Source organism: Paraburkholderia sp. (assembly GCF_035656215.1).
Classification (GTDB): domain Bacteria; phylum Pseudomonadota; class Gammaproteobacteria; order Burkholderiales; family Burkholderiaceae; genus Paraburkholderia.
Map to the genome: position 1 here is coordinate 1 of NZ_DASRSY010000016.1, position 18,584 is coordinate 18,584.

Below are 18,584 nucleotides of genomic sequence, written 5' to 3' on the forward strand. Positions count from 1 at the left end.
CGGTTAGCGGTTAGCGGTTAGCGGCAGGCAACCACAGCAATTCGCGTTGGCGTGTCCGAAAACGGGACGGCAGATTTTTGCCGGCCCGTTTTTTATGTCACCAGAGAATCGAACGTCGCGCTTGCATGCGTGCCTTCAATAATCAGCATGCCGGCGGAAATCGGCAACTTGAAACGTCTCGGTCCGGCACTGCCAGGATTGACGAACAGCACGCCGTCGCGCTCGCTGATCGCGGGCTTATGCGAGTGCCCCGTCACAACCACGTCGATACCTTCACGACGCGGATCCTCGCCCACGTCGGCGATGTCATGCACGACGAGGATCGTCACCTGTTGCACGGTCAGCTTGACGTGTGCCGGCAACGAGGCGACCGGTTCTTCGATGTCGTTATTGCCGCGCACGGCGGTGACCGGTGCGATTTGTGCGAGTACATCGAGCACTGCCTGATTGCAGATATCGCCCGCGTGGATGATCGCATCGCACCCTGCGAGGTACTGCAGCGCTTCAGGACGCACGAGGTTGTGCGTGTCGGAGATCAGACCGATTCGGGTGGCTGGGGGGCTTTGGGTACGCGAAGTCATGATGCCAGTATCGGCCAAACAGCCTGAGTCTGCCTGCGGCGGTTCGGCGACTTCACACGTTCCACTCGTCTGCGGCCGCCCGGCGAGTTCGTACGCTCAATCCGTCTGCTGCCGTCTGGCGAACTCGCTCGGTCCATCTGCTGGCGACTGTTCGCTGAATTCAAAGGCTTAATCCGCGGACTGCTGTTCGGCAAGTTCGCGAGTCAAGGCCTGCACCGGCCGCCTGGTGCCGAGCATGCGCCTGGTCACGCCCTGCACCACCATCGACGCCACCGCCGCACACGCAAAGCTCGGCCACACGCCGTAATGCGGCAGCATCGTCGCGGTCACGGCGAAGAACGCCGCAAACGAGCCGCGGCCGATCACCATGCCGCGGATCAACAAGGCGACGAAGTCCGCGCCATGCGCTCGCTGGGCCGACACCGCGAGCACGATGCCGAGCAATGGAAACACTGACAACAGTCCGCTCCAGGTCGCACCCATCGACGCGGACAGCGTGGTCACCGCAACCGTCAGCAGCGCACCGGCGAGCATGCGCGAGCTTGAGCGTCAGCAACATGCTTACGCTTCCATCAGGTGTTCGATGCGCCGGTCGGGCACCAGCCACCACGCCGCAGCCAGCGTATAGAGCGCCGCCGAGAGCCACGGCTGGACGAATGCCAGCACGATACCCGCCAGATAGATGACGACCGAGACCTTGCCCTTGAAATCATTGCCGAGCGCTTTCGCGATCGTCGACTCCGTGCCGTGCTCGCGGATCAGCACGCGAGTCAGAATGAAATAGGCAATCGCCGACATGAACAGCACGACGCCGTACATCGCGGTCGGCCACGAAGCCAGATGGTTTTCGCCGACCCAGTGGGTGACGGCCGGCAGCAGTGACAACCAGAACAGCAGATGGAGATTGGCCCAGAGCACCGCGCCGTTGACCCGCTGCACGGCATGGAACATGTGGTGATGATTGTTCCAGTAGATACCGACGTAGATGAAACTCAGAACGTAAGCGCAGAACACGGGGATCACGGGGCGCAGTGCGGCGAGATCGTTGCCTTCAGGCACCTTCAATTCGAGCACCATGATCGTGATGATGATGGCGATCACGCCATCGCTGAAGGCTTCGACACGTCCCTTGCCCATCGGTCGGTTTCCTGATTGTGTAACTGCGGTTGTAAAGACATGAGCTTGCGGGCGTGGCGCACCGCGAGTGCGAGCCGAACCGGGAGTACATCGGCCGCGCACGCAGCCCCGCACGCTGCCGATTATCGGCGATGACAACGGGACTTGTCGAATGCAGGCCGGCCGCATCTGCATACGTCACCTGATCAGCGCGCCCCGCTCGTGCAACAACTGGCGAAGAATGCTGCGATGGCACCGGCTTTCGTCCTCGCAGTAGCAACCGACGGAAAAGTGCGTCGTTTTTGACAATGCGGCGAGCAGGTCCAACACCTTGCTGGCATCGCCACCATTCATTTCCGTCCGGAATTTTTTCGCAAACACGGCCCAATCAGCGTCGCTCGTGACCGCCTTGGCCTCTTTCACTAACTCTGGATCAGGCGACAGGTTAGGCAGCCACACGTCGTAGTAGTCACGGGTGCTGAATTCCGTCCGGGGTACACCGCGTGGCGGCCGCCGAACGGTACCGATACGTACCCCTTCGTCGGCTGCCCTTGGAGACCCAAGCCGGACGACGCTAATGCTCATGTTTTCTCCCTGATGATCGATCGGCAGCTATCGGGCAGAACCACGAAGTCCTCACTCCGTGCAGGTCGCCGGGCCAATAGGCGCCGCTCGCCGATGGTTCCAACATGCAGGCTTAGCGCTTGAATCCCTTCATGGCCTCGGTTTCCATGGCCGCATTCCGCTCTTCGCTCGCTTCGATCGGGTCCATCGCCTCGTCGATCGAAGCAGCCGCACGTTCCGTGGCCGCTTTTGTTTCGTCGAAAGTCGAATCGAGATCGGCGTCGTCATCGCCCGGGGGCTCCAGCATGTCTCGAAGCATGGACGCCAGCTCTGGCGTGTCCCACTGCGCGCCCTGTTGCTTCTGCTTCTTGATGTAGTGTCTGACTTCCGCGTCTTGTTCCGGGGTCAACGGAAGACCGCGAAAAGTGCTTTTAGGGTCGGCATTGGTCATGATTTTGCTCCAGGATACGTCCCAGTTCGAGTGTAATCCCGTTATGGCGACGTGATCTCAGCTATCGGTCATTGCCCGGCACCCGGTCGCTGTGCGTTTTCGCCCACAGCACACGTCACGTCGCCCGGCTTACCACCGGGTACGCCGTCTATTTCATCGGCTTGAGTCCATCGAGCAAAGTCGGCACCAGTTCGCTGATGGTTGGATGAATATGCATGGCGTACTGCAAGGTCGGGTACGGCGCCCCGGCCGTCATGATGTCGATGAACGTATGCAGCGCTTCGTCGCCTTCGATGCCATGAATCGCCGCGCCAAGGATCTGCTTGCTCTCTGCATCGACCAGCACCTTCATGAAGCCGTCGGTCTCGCCGCGTTCGCGGGCGCGGCCCACCCGCGTCATCGGCATGGTGGCGATCAGCGCGTCGCGGCCGGCCTTGCGCACGTCGGCCTCCGAGAGCCCGACGCGCGCGAGCGGCGGGTCGACGAACACCGCATACGCCATGATTCGCGTGTCGACGTTGCGCGCGCCGCCGTCGAGCAGATTGGCAGCGACGATATGGAAATCATCGTAAGAGGTGTGGGTAAAGGCGCCGCGTCCGTTGATGTCGCCGATCGCCCAGATGCCCGGCACATTGGTGCGCAACTGGCCGTCGACGGGAATCGTGCCGTGCTTGTCCGTCGCGACGCCGGCGGCGTCGAGGCCGAGGTCGTCGGTATTCGGTTCGCGGCCGGTGGCGAACAGCAGGTGCGACGCTTCGAGTGCGGGAATGTTCTGCTCAAAGCCGATACACACCTCGTTCTCGTGATGCGGATGCGGTTCGACCCGCGAGGGCTGCACGCCGAAGACAAACTCGACCCCTTCACGTGCCAGCACCTTCTGCACGGAGTCGGCGAAGTCGGCATCCTCGCGCGTGAGCACGCGCTCGCCGCGTACCAGCACCGTCACCCGGCTGCCGAAACGGCGAAAAATCTGCGCGAATTCGAGCGCAATATAGCTGCCGCCAACAATCGCCAGATGGCCAGGCAATTCCGTTAGTTCAAGCAGATTGGAGTTGGTGTAATAGCGAATTCGCTCGAGTCCTTTGAGCGAGGGCACAACGGCGCGCGTGCCGGTATTGATGAAGATTACGTCGGCGTTGAGCTCGTCGAGCACCGCGCCGTCCGGGCCGCTGACGGTGAGCGTATGCGCGCCGGTGAAGCGCGCGTGGCCGTTGAAGACCGTGACGTTATCCGCGCCGCGCAGCCATTTCTCGACGCCGTCGCGCGATTGACCGATGATCCCGTCCTTGCGTGCCTTCACCGCTGCCAGATCGACGCTGACCGACCCGCTCACCTGCACGCCCAGGTCGGCGGCATGGCGTGCCACGTGGGCCGCGCGGGCACTGGCTACATAAGACTTGGTCGGCGTGCAGCCGACATTCACGCAGGTCCCGCCGAAGGCCGCGCGTTCGATGACCGCGGTTTTACGGCCGCTTTCACCGAGACGGACTGCGAGCGGCGCACCGCCTTGTCCCGTGCCGATCACGACTGCGTCGAAATGCTGTGGCATGGCAGATCTCCCGAGGCTGGGGTGCTGGTCGTAGCATCTTACCCTCAGCGCCTCGTGTTGCCTTTATCGCCCCCTTCTCGTTAATTCTGTTGCGCTCTGCAAGGTCCGCGCGCCGGTTTACGATCTGTTTTCGCCCCGCAGGGGAACCGGCACCAGTCGATTGAATGTGGAAATTGCGCCCGATTGTATTCAGGCGTGTTCAGGCGTGGCAGTGCACGGCGCAGATCAATTCGCGCGAGCGTTGCAGTGCGGCCTGCGCGCCCCGCGTCGCGACCACCCAGCCGACCTGGCCGAGATTGAAATCCTGCGACACCATCACCTGCATAAGGGCAACCATCGGCAAGACCACCGATGGCCGATAAAGCTGATTCCTGATCAAGGCTGGCATAACGGCTCCCATCGCGCGGGGCCGCTTCGGCACGGCGCTTGATTTACATTTCGATGGGTGAATTTTAGGGAAACACGGGGCGCGGATAAATACCGGGAACGCGAAGGCACTTGTTTGCCAAACTGAACAATCGAGTCTGGATGCCCGCGGCAGAGGGGGTTGTTTGTTGTATTAACCCGCCCGGTGAAGCGGGTTTGCTGTTCCTGTTCCTGTTCCTGTTCCTGTTCCTGTTCCTGCGCCTGCGACCGCGGCCGGAGGCGCCAGAACCGTCATGACGCCCCGGCCAGTCCCATCTGGGCGTCACACAAAATACGCGCATAAGCGCTCGCCCCAATCGGCCGGCTATAAAAATACCCCTGCTGCTTGTCACAGGCGATCCCGCGCAAAAACGCCGCCTGTTCGGCAGTCTCCACGCCTTCAGCAGTGACATTCATGCCCAGCGAATGAGCCATCGCCACCACCGCCTGGGTGATCGCGATCGAGTCGCGATGATCCGGCAACCCCGCCACGAACGAACGATCGATCTTCAGGTTATGCAGCGGAAAACGCTTCAAATACGACAGCGACGAATAGCCGGTGCCGAAATCGTCGACGGAAATCCGCACGCCCATCGCGCTCAACGCGCTCAGCATCGGTAATACGGCGTCGCTGTCGCTCATCAACAGCCGCTCGGTAATCTCCAGTTCCAGCGCCCCTGGCTCGAGCCCGGACTGCTCCAGACAACGCTCGATCCGCTCCACGAGGCCGTTTTTGAACTGGCGCGGCGACAGATTGACCGCGACGATCAACTCCGGCGCCAGCGTGCGCCGCCATTGCGCGACCTGCTCGCAGGCCCGCGCCAGCACCCAGGAGCCGATCTCGACGATCAGGCCGGCATCTTCGGCCACGGGGATGAATTCCACCGGCGAGACATTGCCCAGCTCGGTGTTGTACCAGCGCAGCAGCGCCTCGGCGCCGATCGTGCGGCCGCACTGGCTGTCGACGATCGGCTGATACACGAGGCTCAGTTCGCCGGTGGCAAGCGCGCGCCGCAGCGCCTGCTCGATCATGAAGCGGCGTTGCAGATGCTGATTGAGTTCGACCGTGAAGAACTGAAAATTGTTACGCCCGCATTGTTTCGCGTGGTACATCGCCGAGTCGGCGTTGCGCATCAGCGTGGGCACGTCTTGGCCGTCTTCGGGAAAGAGACTGATGCCGATCGACGCACCCATGTAGTACTCGTTGTCCGCCACCGCGAACGGCACGGCGATCATGTCGAGAATGCGCTGGGCGAGCGCGATCAGATGACCCGTGTTTTCGTAAGCGCTGACCACGATCACGAACTCGTCGCCACCCACGCGCGCAAGCGTGTCGTCCCGCGCGACGCACGTGGATAACCGCTCCGCCACACTGCACAGAAGCGCATCCCCGGCCTCGTGACCGGCGGTGTCGTTGACCTTCTTGAAACCGTCCAGATCGACGAATAGCACAGCGACGCGCGCCAGCTCGCCCATCCCGGCCGCCCCACCCGGCGCGAACAGATCGCGCATTCGCTCGGCCAGGTAGGCGCGGTTGTAGAGGCCGGTGAGCGGATCGTGAGTGGCCAGAAACTTGAGCTGCCGTTGCGCCTCACGCACCGGCCCGATGTCGGTAAACGAAATCAGTACCGAGCCGGGTTCGCTGTCGCCCGGTTTGATGATCGGCACGACATTCTCAGTAATCCAGATGACATCGCCGTCGATCAGCTGCAGACCGATCGTGATGCCAAGCTCGGGTTTGCCGGTCGCCAGCACCTGAGTGGTCGGACGATCTGCCTCGGTGACGATGGAACCGTCCTCATGATACGCGCGCACCATGACCGTCAGAATGTCCTGGCCGATCAGATTGGCGCCCGCCCGGAGGATGCGTTGCGCACTCGGATTGCAGGCCAGCACCACGCCGTCGCGCGACTGCACGACAATGCCTTCGTTGAGATGGTCGACGACCAGCCGGTGATGCTCCTCGCTGCGCGCGAGGCGTTGCGCCATAGCGTCCTGATGAACGGCGAGACCGACACTGTGGCCGATGTCGTGGAGCATCACCTCTTCTTCGGCGCTCGGTCGGCGCGACGTGCGGTGATAGACCGCGAACGCGCCCAGCACCGCGCCGGCCTCGTTTTCAAATGGCACCGACCAGCACGCGCGCAAGCCGATCGGCAACGCAAGGTGCCGGAAATCGGCCCACAGCGGATCGGTTTCAATATCTTCGACGGCTACCATGCGCCGCTCGTACATCGCGGCGCCGCAGGACCCGACGCCTGGGCCGATCGCGACGCCGTCGATTGCCGCACTGAAGTGCGCCGGCAGCGAGGGCGCGCCACCCACGCGCGCGCGTACGCCATCCGCGTCCAGCAACAGGATCGAACAGGACGCACCGTCGCCGAGCAGCGCTTCCGCGCGGCGGCATACTTCATCGAGCAATTCCGGCAGCGGTGTGTTGCGGGTAATCAGCCGCAACACCGTACGCTCCGACGCCAGCACCCCCTCGGCCAGATTTGGCCTGTAGCGGGTGCCCTCAGGCGTTGCTCCCATCGTCGTATCGGATGTCGCTTCGCGTTTCATTTGTACGCCCCCTAACCCCACATCGGCAAGTTAGTGTACGCGGCACACCGGGGTTTACGCGAGTCCACGTGCACTTTAATCACGATGCATAGAGAAAAGTGCACGACCGCCCGGCAATTGCTGCTCGCGCATGAGCGAGCGCTGGCAGGGACTACCGACGCGCCGGAACGCCGGCTCAAGCTGGGCATCAGCGACCACGTGGCAGGGCCTAATCTGCCGGCGTTGCTGGGGCGGCTCGCGGCTTACGATCCGTTGCTCGTCATCGAGGTGCGTATTGCCGTATCACGCGATGTGCTTGCATGGTTCGAGCGAGGTGAAATCGACGCGGCGATCGGCCGTCGCGCGGGTGACCGCCGCGATGGGCAACTGCTGGCTGAGGAAAGACTTGGCTGGTTCGCGGCGCCGGGCTGGCAACATCGCGCGGGGCAATCGCTGAAGCTGGCGACGCTCGCCGCGCCGTGCGGGATTCGCGCGATTGCGACAGACGCGCTTGATGCGGCGGGGATTGCGTGGACCGAGGTGTTCGTTGGTGGCGGTGTGATGGCCGTCGGCGCGGCAGTAAGCGCCGGGCTCGCCGTGGCCGCGCTGGCGCAGCGCGTGGCGCCGGCGGGAGCGGTGGAGGTCGGCGAGCAACTCGGCCTGCCGCTGCTGCCAAACTCGAAAGTGGTACTGCATACGCGGCTTAGCGATCCGCGCTCGCAGGAGACCTTGCGAGCGGTTAGTTCGGCGTTTCTGAACGCGGCGTATTGAAGAGAAGCGACGGCTCGGTGTGTCGTCGATGTGAGGACGGCGTCGAAACTAGAGCGAGCGTGTCAGACGGGTTCCGCTCGCACTTCGCGGCGCTGCGGAACCCGAATCAGGCTCAGGCGAGTCGAGGCGTCTTGCCCAGACCCCTGGCCGCCTGTGCCGTTACACGGATTAACCGCGCTGATCCGGTTGCCGGTTACCTCCGCCTCCGCCGCCGTTTCCTCCACCCGGGGGACTGCCACCGCTACCTTGCGGGCGGCCACCGCCATTGCCGCCCGGCGGGCGTCCACCTGCGTTGCCATTACCACCAGGTGGCCTGCCTCCTGCATTACCAGGTGGCTGGCCACCACCTGGCGGACGGCCGCCGGCGTTCCCGGGCTGACCTCCTGGTGGCCGTCCACCCGCGTTCCCGGGTTGACCTCCCGGCGGGCGTCCACCCGCGTTTCCTGGCTGACCTCCCGGTGGCCGTCCACCCGCGTTCCCTGGCTGACCTCCCGCCGGGCGTCCACCCGCATTCTCTGGCTGACCTCCCGGCGGGCGTCCACCCGCGTTCCCTGGCTGGCCACCTGGCGGTCGTCCACCCGCATCACCCGGCGGACGCCCTCCTGGTGGCCGACCGGCACCCGGTCTCGGCGGTGGCGGGGGCGGATGATGCGACCAGCGGGATTGCTGGCCGTACCACGGCCGGCCCCGATAATAATTGCCCCAATAGGTGCCGATCGAGAACGTCACGATCGGCAGCCCGATCACCGTGCCATAACTCATCACCGGCACATTGCTGCCCTGATAGGGGTAGCTGAGCCGCCCCGCGTAGACCCAACCGCGCAGGTTCGGAGCAGCGACGTCACACCATTGGTAATTGCTGATACAACCCATCACGCTAACGGGGACGCCACCTGGCAACTGCGTTACGACTGGGTAATCCGAAGCAGGCCCGGCACGCACGTTGACCGTGCCGTTCGTGTAAGCCTGCGATTGCGCAGAAGCCACTGCGGGTAAGGCCAGCAAGCCGGCGGCCGCGTAAATACATCGAATGACATGTCGTTTCATTCTTCCTCCCGTTTTGTTGCCCGCGTTGCGTGCTTGTGTGCGCGCTTATATGCGGACCGCGTACCTGCCTGCATCTGTGCGTGCGCCGAACCTGACAGCAGCTTCACACCGCGTGGCCGGACAGGTCATCTGCCGACGAGCGGCTGCACGTTGCATGCCCGAAAGCGTTCAGTAAATGCATTCCCTGCTTACCTACCTGCTCTCGTGCCGCCTTGCGCAAAGCAAGATTTGGTAATCACCCACTCGAACTCACGCTGTTTTCGGGCGTCTGCATTCCGGTGACCCGGCAGATCATCCATTACATGAAAAACCCTTGCACTGCCGGGACCACCATGAAAATTTTCCGCCCCATCCTTGTCGCCGCACTGATGCTCACGCATCTGCCCGCTCACGCTACCAGCTTCGACTGCCATCGGGGACGCTCGCTCACCGAACGGATGATCTGCAACGACCCCGCGCTTTCGAAGCTCGATGACACACTGGGACAACTGTACTGGAAAGCACGGCGGCGAGTCATCAACCGTCGCGCCTTCCTTACCGATAGCGATAGCAAGTGGGCGTGGCGGGAAGCGAATTGCCGCGATGAGGCGTGTCTGGGGACGTGGTACACGACGCGGATCGAGGAACTGCAACGGCTGATCGAAAGCATGCAGACAGAAACGCCGGATGTGCCGGCCAAACCGGACACTCCGCGTAAGGCCGTGATGCCCGCGCTACAACAAATCGAAACCGCGATGCTTCAATGCACCGCCGCGAATCCGGGGATCGTTGTGAATGATCAGTGTTCTACTGTGATCAAGCAGAACAACAGTGAGTGGAACTATAAGCCGCACGGCGGCGACTGGTTCTGTGGCCTCGCCATGCTCGCGCCGGCGGAGGCCGGCCCGGCACGGTGAGATTGGCGTTTTTGTGTTTGCCTGCGGGGTTGGACTTTACTTTTCATTTTTTGCCCAGCGCAGGCGAACATACTTCAGTGAAGCGGAGATAAAGCTCTACCTGCCGCTCCAGAACCTCCGCTGAACCTCCATCACCTCGCCTTCCATCTCGACCACCGGGCCAATCACTTCGACGGGTTTCTGGCAATGGTCGAATACATAGCGGCAGTCCACGCTCATGGTCGGATTCTCGGAATGATCGCCGGTCGCCTCCAGCAGTCGCTTCTCGGTCATGCCAAACACGACGCGGCCGATGTTGGCCCAATACATCGTGCCGGCACACATGCAGCAAGGCTCGACCGATGTGTACAACGTACAACTCCACAAGTACTCCGGCGTGAAATTCAACGCCGCCACGCGAGCCAGCACCGACTCGGCATGATTCACCGTGTCGACATTGCCCTGCTCCATCAACACGGTCTCCTGATCCGGGCCGACCAGCACGGCGCCGAACGGGTGGTGCCCCAGCAATGTCGCTCGCTCGGCCACCCGGCTCGAATGCCGCAGATGCCGCACGATCTGCTCGTGCGTCGGCGATAAACCCTGCGGCGGATAGGTCGCCGCCACTCCAGCGGCACCTGCATCGGTCGGGACGGTAAGACTCACGGGCGATCTCCTTTAATCTTCAATAATAGTTAGGCAAACCTGGCAATTCGTTACTTCGGCAGCGAGCCGTCTACGCCCTGCACGAACCAGTTCAAGCGCAACAGTTCCACATCGCTCAACGACTTGCCCGCCGCGACCTTCACCACGCCGGACTGATCCGCGATCGGGCCGGCAAACGGGTTGAACTTGCCCGAGATGATGTCATCACGCTTCTGGTTCAACGCCTTTTGCGCCACCGGCGACACCGCGTCCGTGTTGATGGCGGCCAGATCGATCGCCTTCTCTTTCAACCCCCACCACACCGGCGAATTGTTCCACGTGCCCGCCATCACCTGCTGCACGAGATGCGTGTAATACACGCCCCAGTTGCTCACGCATGCGCCCAACTGCGCGTTCGGTCCGAACTTCTTCATATCGGAATCCCAGCCGAATGCATGCACTTTTTTCTGTTCGGCCGTCTGCATCGTCGCGGTCGAATCGGTGTTCTGGATCAGCACGTCGGCGCCCTGGCCGATCAGCGTCTCGGCAGCCTGCTTTTCGCGGCCCGGGTCGAACCAGCTATTGATCCACACGACCTTCACGCGCGCATTCGGGTTGACCGAGCGGGCGCCCATCGTGAATGCGTTGATATTGCGCACCACCTCCGGCACCGGCACCGAGCCGACAAAACCGAGCGTGTTGGACTTCGTCGTATAGCCGGCGACCAGCCCGGCCAGGTAGGCGCTCTGGTAAGTCCGCACGTCATAGGTGGCGAAGTTGGCGGCCTTCTTGTAGCCGGTCGCATGTTCGAACACGGCGTCCGGGAAGTCCTTGGCAACTTTCAGCTCGAAATCCTGGAAGCCGAAGCTCGAACCAACGACGATCTTGTTGCCCTTGGATGCCAGGTCGCGAAACACGCGCTCCGAATCCGCCGACTCCGGCACGTTCTCGACACGTGTCACTTTGATCTTGTCGCCGAATTTCGCTTCGACCTCTTTCACGCCCTGCTCGTGCGCGTAGGTCCAACCGGCATCGCCCGGATTACCGAGGTAGACGAAGGCAATGCCGAGCGGCTGCGCGGTCGCTGCGGCTGCCGTTGCGGCGCTAAACGCCAGGGTCGCGCCGAGTGCGGCGGCGAGAACGGTTTGGACGGTTTTGATGCGCAATGAGTGATGCAGCACTCGCGCCAACTTTGTTTTCATGAATTCTCCGAAGATGGTTTCCAGGTGAGGTGCCTGCCACAGCGCTCGCTCGGGATACGCCCGGGCACGGCTCCAGCATAGGGGGCCATATTCGAAGGTCAATTTCAGCGGAAAAATTATTATTCGTTATCCCGCCCATAACGAATTCGGTATTTTAGTGTTCGGAAAACGTGCTCGATATCTTCAAGCGAGTACGTCGGCAGCGTGATACGGCAAGCGCAATGTGTTTATCAAGCTGGCGCACAAAGCACCCATAACAACCGGACACCGAGGGCGCAGCCATCTCCCTCGCACCGAATTCAGCGGCAACTCAGTGAAGCTGGGGCGGCGGATCAGCCTGCTCATCGTCGGGCGCGTTATCCTCGCCGAACAATTCCGCACACAGGTCCTGGCCGGTCTCACTCAAGCGCGCTGTGCCTGTGCCTTCCTCGTTGAACGTGGTGTCCACCAGACCGCCGTCGACGAGTGCCGTCAACTGTCGTCGCAAGCCGCTCATCGGCACATCCGCCTGCCTGGAAAGCTTGGCGAGCGACCACGCGCCGCCGGGCGTTTCCTGATGCGCGCGCCACAATTGCGCCAGGATGGCGACCAGTACCGGATCGAGTTCGTCGTCTTCCATTGTGAATGTCTCCTCGCCTTTCCCATGCCCTACCAGGCCCTACCAGGCCCTATCAAGCCATGTGCGCCACCAGTTCGCCCAGCGTCTTCAAAGCCGCCTCGGTCTGCGCCGTCCACGGATAGCTGTAATTGAGCCGGATAAAGTGGCGAAAGTCGTCGCGCATCGAAAACATCATGCCCGGCCCGATCGTGATGCTGCGCGCGAGCGCCGCCTCATAGAGCCGCATCGAATCGACCCCTTCAGGCAACTCCACCCACAGCACGTAACCGCCTTGCGGCATCGACATGCGCGTGCCCGCCGGAAAAAACCGCTGCACCATCGACATCATGATGCTTGCCTGCTGCCGGTAGACCTTGCGCACGTGCCGCAGATGCCGGTCGTAGCCGTCCTGCCGGAGGTAATCGGCGACGGCGACTTGCGGCACCGAGGGCGTAGTCAGCGTGTTGAGAAACTTCAGCTTCTCGACCTGCGCGCGATAGCGTCCCGGCATCGCCCAACCGATCCGGTACGAGGCGGTCAGACTCTTCGAAAACGACGCGCAATGCAGCACCAACCCCTTGGTATCGAAGCTCTTCAAGGTCGACGGCCGCGCCTCGCCGAAGTACAGCTCCTGATAGACATCGTTCTCGATGGCAGGAATCTCGTGCGCGGCGAGCAGTTCGACCAGTTGCTGCTTGCGCGCGTCCGGCATCTGGAAACCGAGCGGATTCTGGAAGTTCGGCATCACCATGCACGCGGCGATCTTCTGCCTCGCGATGACCTGGGCCAACGCCTCGATATCGATGCCGTGGACCGGATGCGTCGCCACTTCAATCGCACGCATGCCGAGACGCTCGATGGCGTGCAGCATCGCGTAGTAAGTCGGCGACTCGACGGCGACGGTATCGCCCGGTTTGGCGACCGCCTGCAAGCTGAGGTTGATCGCCTCGGTCGCGCCGAGCGTGATGATGATTTCGTCGGGATCGACAGGCACACCGTTCTCGGCATAGCGCCGCGCGATCTGGCGGATCAGCTCGGGATTGCCTGGCGGCAGGTCGTCGATCAGGTTCCAGCTCGCCTGGCGCCGCGCAATCGCGTTCGCGTACTGGTTGATGCGCCGCCACGGGAACAGCGAGGGATCGGGATACGGCGAACCGAGCGGCACGGCATCGTGCGCGCGGATGCTGCGCAGGGTGGACAGCACGAGGCGGCTCACGTCGACTGCGGCGGCCACCGGCGGTGTTTGGGCCGCCGGCTGGCGGCTCAGACGCGACTCGTCGAGCGCTGCCGCCGTCGCCACCGCGTCGCGTACGAAATACCCCGACTGCGGACGGGTCTCGACAATCCCCAGGCTTTCCAGCAACGCGTACGCGTGCAACACAGTCTTGATACTGACGCCGTGCTGCTGGCTCGCCTGGCGCACCGACGGAATTCGTTCCCCCGCCGCGAACACGCCGCGACGCACCGCTTCGGTCATTTCATCGGCGAGTTTTTCGTACAGTTTCAAGGACGTGGCTCAAACAAACACGTGGGCGGGAACGTCAGTCTATGACAAATACCACGCAACTGTACTCCTCCGCTTTCCGATTTTCTGTATGCTGCGCTGCTTTTGGAACACAGTAGGCTTCCATGCATCGGCATAAAAGCCTCGTCCAAGCCCTATCCGGCGGCAAGATCATGAAGAAACCCGAAGCTCGCATCGAACCGTACACGCACCCCGCCGCCGGTTGGGGTGCGCTCAAATACGTCGCCATCAACCTGCTCAAGGAAAAGGTGACGGGCGGCGACTACCGCATGCTGTTCAAACAGAATCAGCCAGACGGCTTCGACTGCCCGGGTTGCGCCTGGCCGGATCGCGAGCATGCATCCACCTTCGAGTTCTGCGAAAACGGCGTCAAGGCCGTGGCTGCCGAGGCGACCAGCAAGCGCGTGACGCCGGCGTTCTTCGAGCAACACACGGTTGAAGAGTTGATGGCGCAGTCGGATTTCGAGTTGGAACAACACGGCCGCCTGACCGACCCGCTCGTCTACGACGCCGTGCGCGACCGCTACGTGCCGATCGGCTGGGACGAAGCCTTCGACCTGATCGCCGATCACCTGAAGCGGCTCGACAATCCCGACAGCGCCGCCTTCTATACCTCGGGCCGCGCCAGCAACGAAGCCGCGTTCCTGTATCAGTTGTTCGTGCGCATGGTCGGCACCAACAATTTCCCCGACTGCTCGAACATGTGCCACGAAGCGACCAGCCGCGGCTTGCCGCACACGGTTGGCATCGGCAAGGGCACGGTCACACTCGACGACTTCGAACACGCCGATACGCTGCTGATCTTCGGCCAGAATCCGGCGACCAACCATCCGCGCATGCTCGGCGAGCTACGCGAGTGCGCGAAGCGCGGCGCGACCATCGTGTCGATCAATCCGCTGAAGGAACGGGGCCTCGAGCGCTTTGCAAGCCCGCAGCATCCGGTGGAAATGATCACGATGGGCAGCACGAAGATCAGCTCCGTGTTCATCCGGCCGAAAGTCGGCGGCGATTTTGCGCTGATCAAGGGCGTCGCCAAACGCGTAATCGAACTCGACGACGAAGCGTTGGCCTCAGGTTTGGAACGCGTGCTCGACGTCGCGTTCATCGCCGAACACACGGTCGGCTTCGATGCGTTCGCCGACGATTTGCGTGCCGAAAGCTGGGACATGATCGTCGCCGAATCGGGTGTGCCATTCGAAGACGTACTGAAGCTCGCCGACATCTACGTGAAGGGTCGCGCGGTGATTTCGACGTGGGGCATGGGCCTTACGCAGCACAAGAACTCCGTGCCGACGGTACAGATCCTGTCGAACCTGATGATGATGCGCGGCAATATCGGCCGACGCGGCGCGGGCTTGTGCCCGGTGCGCGGGCACTCGAATGTGCAGGGCGACCGCACGGTCGGCATCGAAGAAAGGCCGACTCAGGCGTTCCTCGACCGGCTCGGCGAAGTCTACGATTTCGAGCCGCCTCGCGAGCATGGCCTCGACGTCGTCAACACGATCCAGGCGATGCTCGACGGCAAGGTGAAGGTGTTCATCGGCCTTGGCGGCAACTTCTCGATTGCGACGCCGGACACGCCGCGCACGTGGGAAGCGATGCGCTCGTGCGAGTTGACCGTGCACATCACAACCAAGCTGAACCGCAGCCATCTCGTGCATGGCCGCGACGCGCTGATTCTGCCGACGCTCGGCCGCACCGAGATCGACTTGCAGAATGGTGTGGCGCAAGGCGTAAGCGTCGAAGATTCGATGAGCATGGTGCACATCTCGTACGGCATGAACAAGCCGGCCTCGGAGAATCTGCTGTCCGAGATTGCGATCGTCGCGCGGATGGCGCACGCCACGCTCGGCAGCGATAAGGTCGACTGGCTCGCACAGACGGCCGACTACGCGCTGATTCGCGATGGCATCGCGCAAGTTATCGAAGGCTTCCAGGACTACAACGAGCGTCTGAAGAAGCCGGGCGGCTTTCACCTGGGCGTGGCGTCGCGCGAGCGGATCTGGAAAACGCCGAGCGGCAAAGCACAATTCCTGGTGCATGCCATTGACGTCGACACGCCGATTCATCAGGCGCGCGCGGAGCACGGCGAGCGGCTAATGACCTTGATGACGACGCGTTCACACGACCAGTACAACACGACGATCTACGGCCTCGACGACCGTTATCGCGGCGTGTATGGGCAGCGGCGCGTGCTGTTCGTGAACAAGGACGATCTCGCGATGCTGGGCTTCGTTGCAGGTCAGCGCGTGGATATCAAGAGCGTATGGGCCGATGGAATCGAGCGTCATGCGGCCGGGTTCCTGCTGGTGGAGTACGACATTCCGCGTGGGTGTCTCGGTGCTTACTATCCGGAGACGAATCCGCTGGTGCCGCTGTCTTCAGTCGCCGATGGCGCGGGGACGCCGACGTCGAAGTCGATTCCGGTGTTGTTGACGGCGTCGGCGATGGAGGCGGTCGAGGCGGTTGCTGCTTGATGCGGTGCTGCGTTCCGGGTGACAAGCGTTGCCCGAAACCCCACACCTGAAGCCTGACGCTCAGGTCTGATTTTTCGTCAGATCGCGATACGTGAGATACAAACGCAGATCGAACTCAATCTGATGGTAGCCCGGTTGCATGAACTCGCAGAGGCGGTAGAACGCCTTGTTATGGTCGCTTTCTTTCAGATGGGCGAGTTCATGTACAACGATCATTTTCAGGAATTCCGGTGCGGCGTCCTTGAATAGCGAGGCGATGCGGATTTCTTTCTTTGCCTTCAGCTTGCCGCCTTGCACGCGCGAGATGCTCGTGTGCAGGCCGAGTGCATGGCGCACGACGTCGAGCTTGCTGTCGTAGGTGACTTTGTCGATTTGCGCGCCGTTGCGAAGGTGTTCGCGCTTGAGCTCCGCGCAGTACTCGTACAGCGCCCTATCCGTTTGCACTTTGTGCGCGCCGGGATACCTCGCGCCTAGATAAGGGCCAAGTTGCTCCTCGGCGATCAGCTTCTGGACTTTTTCCTGTAGCGACGCGGGATAGCCAATTAGATATTTCAATTGCTGCATGGTGATTCTTGCTGGTCGCAAAGGGTCGGGGTATCGCGACCAGCACAAGGTGAGTGACATGGCCGCCGATTGTCTTCAGCCGCCATGCCATACACGGTCAACGCTATCGCAGCGTCACCCTCTGCCCGGCCCGGGATCGCTCCTGCTCGGCCGCCCGGTCTCGACGTGACCCGCGAAGCGCCGCATGACCGGGTCCGTCGAATCTCCTCCGGTTGTGCTGGCGGAAATCGTCAGATCGTACCATCCGTGGCTCGAACTCAACTCCCAGTGATCCTGAACCGTATCACCGGGTCGCAACGTGTAGTGCCGCCCGCGGCCGTGGTCATACGCGTTGTCGACCATCGCATGACACGTCGCATTGCCGCTGTTGCGCACCTCCAGATAGATATGCCGGTTTCGCACGTCGTAGCCAATGCGCGCTTCCGGGTTTGCATGCCGGCCATCCGTCGCGAGTTTCGTATTGCCCTGGAACTCGCATAGATAGCCGTTCGGCCCGTACACCGCGAGATGGTAGGCGCCCTGCAAGGCCGACGTGCCCCAGTAATCCGACAGCTTGTCCTTGGCGGAAACGGTGTAGCGGCGCGGCGTATCGGTTGGACGCAGGCGGTCATAGACGTAGAACGCCGCGCCCACATCGCCGGTATTGGCGAAGTCGAGCCACACGTTGCCGTCATGCCCCGCGACGCGACTCTTGACGTACATCTCATACGGCAGTGCGCGGGCGCGCCGCGTTCCGGGTTCCTGCACGGGCATCGTCTGCCGGGCCGGCACCTGGTACGCCAGCCCAGATGAGGAGATGTGCTGCGGCACAGTGAAGCTCACCGCCTCGGTATCGGGACGCCCCGAAAAGTCGAACGCCGACGTGAGATCGCCGCACACCGCACGGCGCCATTTGCTGATGTTCGGCTCCGCAACGCCAAAACGCGCTTCGAGAAATTGCAGCACGGATGTGTGATCGAAGACCTCCGAGCATACCCATCCGCCTTTAGTCCACGGCGAGATGACAATCATCGGCACGCGCGTTCCGAGGCCGATCGGCTGGATGCCGCCAGGATCCGCGCCCGGTACGAGGGGGCTCTTTTCGCCAGGGTATTTGTCGAGATCGATCAATTCGTCACCGAGGCTCGCGAGCAGATCGCCCGACACGATGCCCTGCCCGTTGACGCCGCTCGTCGTGGGCGGCATCGGCGGAACGACGTGATCGAACAAGCCATCGTTCTCGTCGTAGTTGATGAAGAACGCCGTCTTTGCCCAGACGTCGGGGTTGGACGTGAGCGCGTCGAGAATCATATCGATGAAGAACGCACCGTCGGTGGCGCAGGCCGCAGGGTGCTCGCTGTACTTGTACGGCGACACGATCCAGGATACCTGCGGCAGACGGTTGTTCTGCACATCAGCCTTGAATTCGGCGAGCGTGTGCTGGGACGCGCCCTTGTCGACGAGTGGGCCGCTCGCACCTTCCTGCACCTGATAGCGGGCGAAGAATTCCAGCGAGTTGTCGGTGAAGTTATCCGTTGGGTCACCAGGAATGCCTGTGCCGCCCTGATAAAGCTTCCAGCTGATGTTGTTCGCTTCGAGCCGCTCCGGATAGGTCGTCCACGTATAGCCATTCGTGCCGTTTCGCTCGCCGAGGCCTGGACCGTTCGGCTTCGTGCCGTAAGCGTTGCGGGCAT

Annotated in this window: 18 protein-coding genes and 2 pseudogenes; 4 read left to right on the top strand and 16 right to left on the bottom strand. The window is 62.3% G+C overall.

Features of this window, described 5'->3' with window-relative positions; all coding sequences use genetic code 11:
* Window positions 1-92: 92 nt before the first annotated feature.
* The 7 genes and pseudogenes from VFE81_RS00850 to VFE81_RS00880 all read right to left on the bottom strand — a co-directional run bounded on the left by VFE81_RS00850 (window position 93) and on the right by VFE81_RS00880 (window position 4,649).
* Window positions 93-581: a metallophosphoesterase family protein gene (locus VFE81_RS00850; RefSeq protein ID WP_325042778.1), complete on the bottom strand. Its 489-nt coding sequence runs from the start codon at window positions 579-581 to the stop codon at window positions 93-95.
* A 168-nt stretch (window positions 582-749) separates the two neighbouring features.
* A pseudogene (locus VFE81_RS00855) lies at window positions 750-1,118 on the bottom strand (hypothetical protein); the annotation flags it as partial.
* A 24-nt stretch (window positions 1,119-1,142) separates the two neighbouring features.
* Window positions 1,143-1,718 (bottom strand): TMEM175 family protein, encoded by a 576-nt coding sequence (locus VFE81_RS00860; protein ID WP_325042779.1) that lies wholly within the window; start codon window positions 1,716-1,718, stop codon window positions 1,143-1,145.
* A 177-nt stretch (window positions 1,719-1,895) separates the two neighbouring features.
* Window positions 1,896-2,282: a DUF488 domain-containing protein gene (locus tag VFE81_RS00865; RefSeq protein WP_325042780.1), complete on the bottom strand. Its 387-nt coding sequence runs from the start codon at window positions 2,280-2,282 to the stop codon at window positions 1,896-1,898.
* Window positions 2,283-2,394: 112 nt separating this feature from the next.
* A complete protein-coding gene (locus VFE81_RS00870) occupies window positions 2,395-2,712 on the bottom strand; it encodes a hypothetical protein (protein ID WP_325042781.1) in 318 nt (105 codons plus the stop codon).
* Window positions 2,713-2,860: 148 nt separating this feature from the next.
* Window positions 2,861-4,261 (bottom strand): FAD-containing oxidoreductase, encoded by a 1,401-nt coding sequence (locus VFE81_RS00875; protein WP_325042782.1) that lies wholly within the window; start codon window positions 4,259-4,261, stop codon window positions 2,861-2,863.
* Window positions 4,262-4,460: 199 nt separating this feature from the next.
* Window positions 4,461-4,649, bottom strand: coding sequence for a hypothetical protein (locus VFE81_RS00880; protein ID WP_325042783.1), 189 nt, complete (start codon window positions 4,647-4,649; stop codon window positions 4,461-4,463).
* Between the two features lie 110 nt (window positions 4,650-4,759).
* On the opposite strand from VFE81_RS00880, the gene VFE81_RS00885 reads away from it, so the two are divergent.
* Entirely contained in the window at window positions 4,760-4,924 is a 165-nt protein-coding gene (locus tag VFE81_RS00885; RefSeq protein WP_325042784.1) for a hypothetical protein, read from the top strand.
* Here VFE81_RS00885 and VFE81_RS00890 read toward each other — a convergent pair.
* Complete coding sequence (locus tag VFE81_RS00890; RefSeq protein WP_325042785.1) at window positions 4,919-7,228, bottom strand: putative bifunctional diguanylate cyclase/phosphodiesterase; 2,310 nt, start codon at window positions 7,226-7,228, stop codon at window positions 4,919-4,921. The genes VFE81_RS00885 and VFE81_RS00890 overlap by 6 nt on opposite strands.
* Window positions 7,229-7,312: 84 nt before the next feature.
* Between VFE81_RS00890 and VFE81_RS00895 the strand changes: the two genes are divergently transcribed.
* Entirely contained in the window at window positions 7,313-7,978 is a 666-nt protein-coding gene (locus VFE81_RS00895) for a LysR substrate-binding domain-containing protein (RefSeq protein WP_325042786.1), read from the top strand.
* 62 nt (window positions 7,979-8,040) lie between these two features.
* Here the strand turns inward: VFE81_RS00895 and VFE81_RS28915 are convergent, their stop codons facing one another.
* Both VFE81_RS28915 and VFE81_RS28920 read right to left on the bottom strand, forming a co-directional pair.
* The gene (locus tag VFE81_RS28915) at window positions 8,041-8,598 is read right to left on the bottom strand and encodes a hypothetical protein (protein WP_414695535.1); all 558 of its coding nucleotides are present in this window, start codon (window positions 8,596-8,598) and stop codon (window positions 8,041-8,043) included.
* 184 nt (window positions 8,599-8,782) lie between these two features.
* A pseudogene (locus VFE81_RS28920) lies at window positions 8,783-9,025 on the bottom strand (SH3 domain-containing protein); the annotation flags it as partial.
* A gap of 332 nt (window positions 9,026-9,357) precedes the next feature.
* On the opposite strand from VFE81_RS28920, the gene VFE81_RS00905 reads away from it, so the two are divergent.
* Window positions 9,358-9,921, top strand: coding sequence for a hypothetical protein (locus tag VFE81_RS00905; protein WP_325042788.1), 564 nt, complete (start codon window positions 9,358-9,360; stop codon window positions 9,919-9,921).
* 96 nt (window positions 9,922-10,017) lie between these two features.
* On the opposite strand, the gene VFE81_RS00910 is transcribed toward VFE81_RS00905, so the two are convergent.
* The 4 genes from VFE81_RS00910 to VFE81_RS00925 all read right to left on the bottom strand — a co-directional run bounded on the left by VFE81_RS00910 (window position 10,018) and on the right by VFE81_RS00925 (window position 13,852).
* Entirely contained in the window at window positions 10,018-10,566 is a 549-nt protein-coding gene (locus tag VFE81_RS00910) for a nucleoside deaminase (protein ID WP_325042789.1), read from the bottom strand.
* 50 nt (window positions 10,567-10,616) lie between these two features.
* Complete coding sequence (locus VFE81_RS00915; protein WP_325042790.1) at window positions 10,617-11,747, bottom strand: BMP family ABC transporter substrate-binding protein; 1,131 nt, start codon at window positions 11,745-11,747, stop codon at window positions 10,617-10,619.
* Window positions 11,748-12,057: 310 nt separating this feature from the next.
* Window positions 12,058-12,366 carry a helix-turn-helix domain-containing protein gene (locus tag VFE81_RS00920; protein WP_325042791.1) on the bottom strand — a complete coding sequence of 103 codons (309 nt, stop codon included), beginning with the start codon at window positions 12,364-12,366 and terminating at the stop codon, window positions 12,058-12,060.
* A gap of 52 nt (window positions 12,367-12,418) precedes the next feature.
* Window positions 12,419-13,852 carry a PLP-dependent aminotransferase family protein gene (locus tag VFE81_RS00925; protein ID WP_325042792.1) on the bottom strand — a complete coding sequence of 478 codons (1,434 nt, stop codon included), beginning with the start codon at window positions 13,850-13,852 and terminating at the stop codon, window positions 12,419-12,421.
* Window positions 13,853-14,022: 170 nt separating this feature from the next.
* Here VFE81_RS00925 and VFE81_RS00930 point away from each other — a divergent pair, with 170 nt between their 5' ends.
* Entirely contained in the window at window positions 14,023-16,347 is a 2,325-nt protein-coding gene (locus VFE81_RS00930) for an FdhF/YdeP family oxidoreductase (protein ID WP_325042793.1), read from the top strand.
* 60 nt (window positions 16,348-16,407) lie between these two features.
* On the opposite strand, the gene VFE81_RS00935 is transcribed toward VFE81_RS00930, so the two are convergent.
* Together VFE81_RS00935 and VFE81_RS00940 are read right to left on the bottom strand one after the other, a co-directional pair.
* The gene (locus VFE81_RS00935; protein ID WP_325042794.1) at window positions 16,408-16,911 is read right to left on the bottom strand and encodes a M48 family metallopeptidase; all 504 of its coding nucleotides are present in this window, start codon (window positions 16,909-16,911) and stop codon (window positions 16,408-16,410) included.
* Between the two features lie 114 nt (window positions 16,912-17,025).
* Window positions 17,026-18,584: phosphocholine-specific phospholipase C (locus tag VFE81_RS00940; protein WP_325042795.1), on the bottom strand; the 1,559-nt coding region annotated here is incomplete at its 5' end.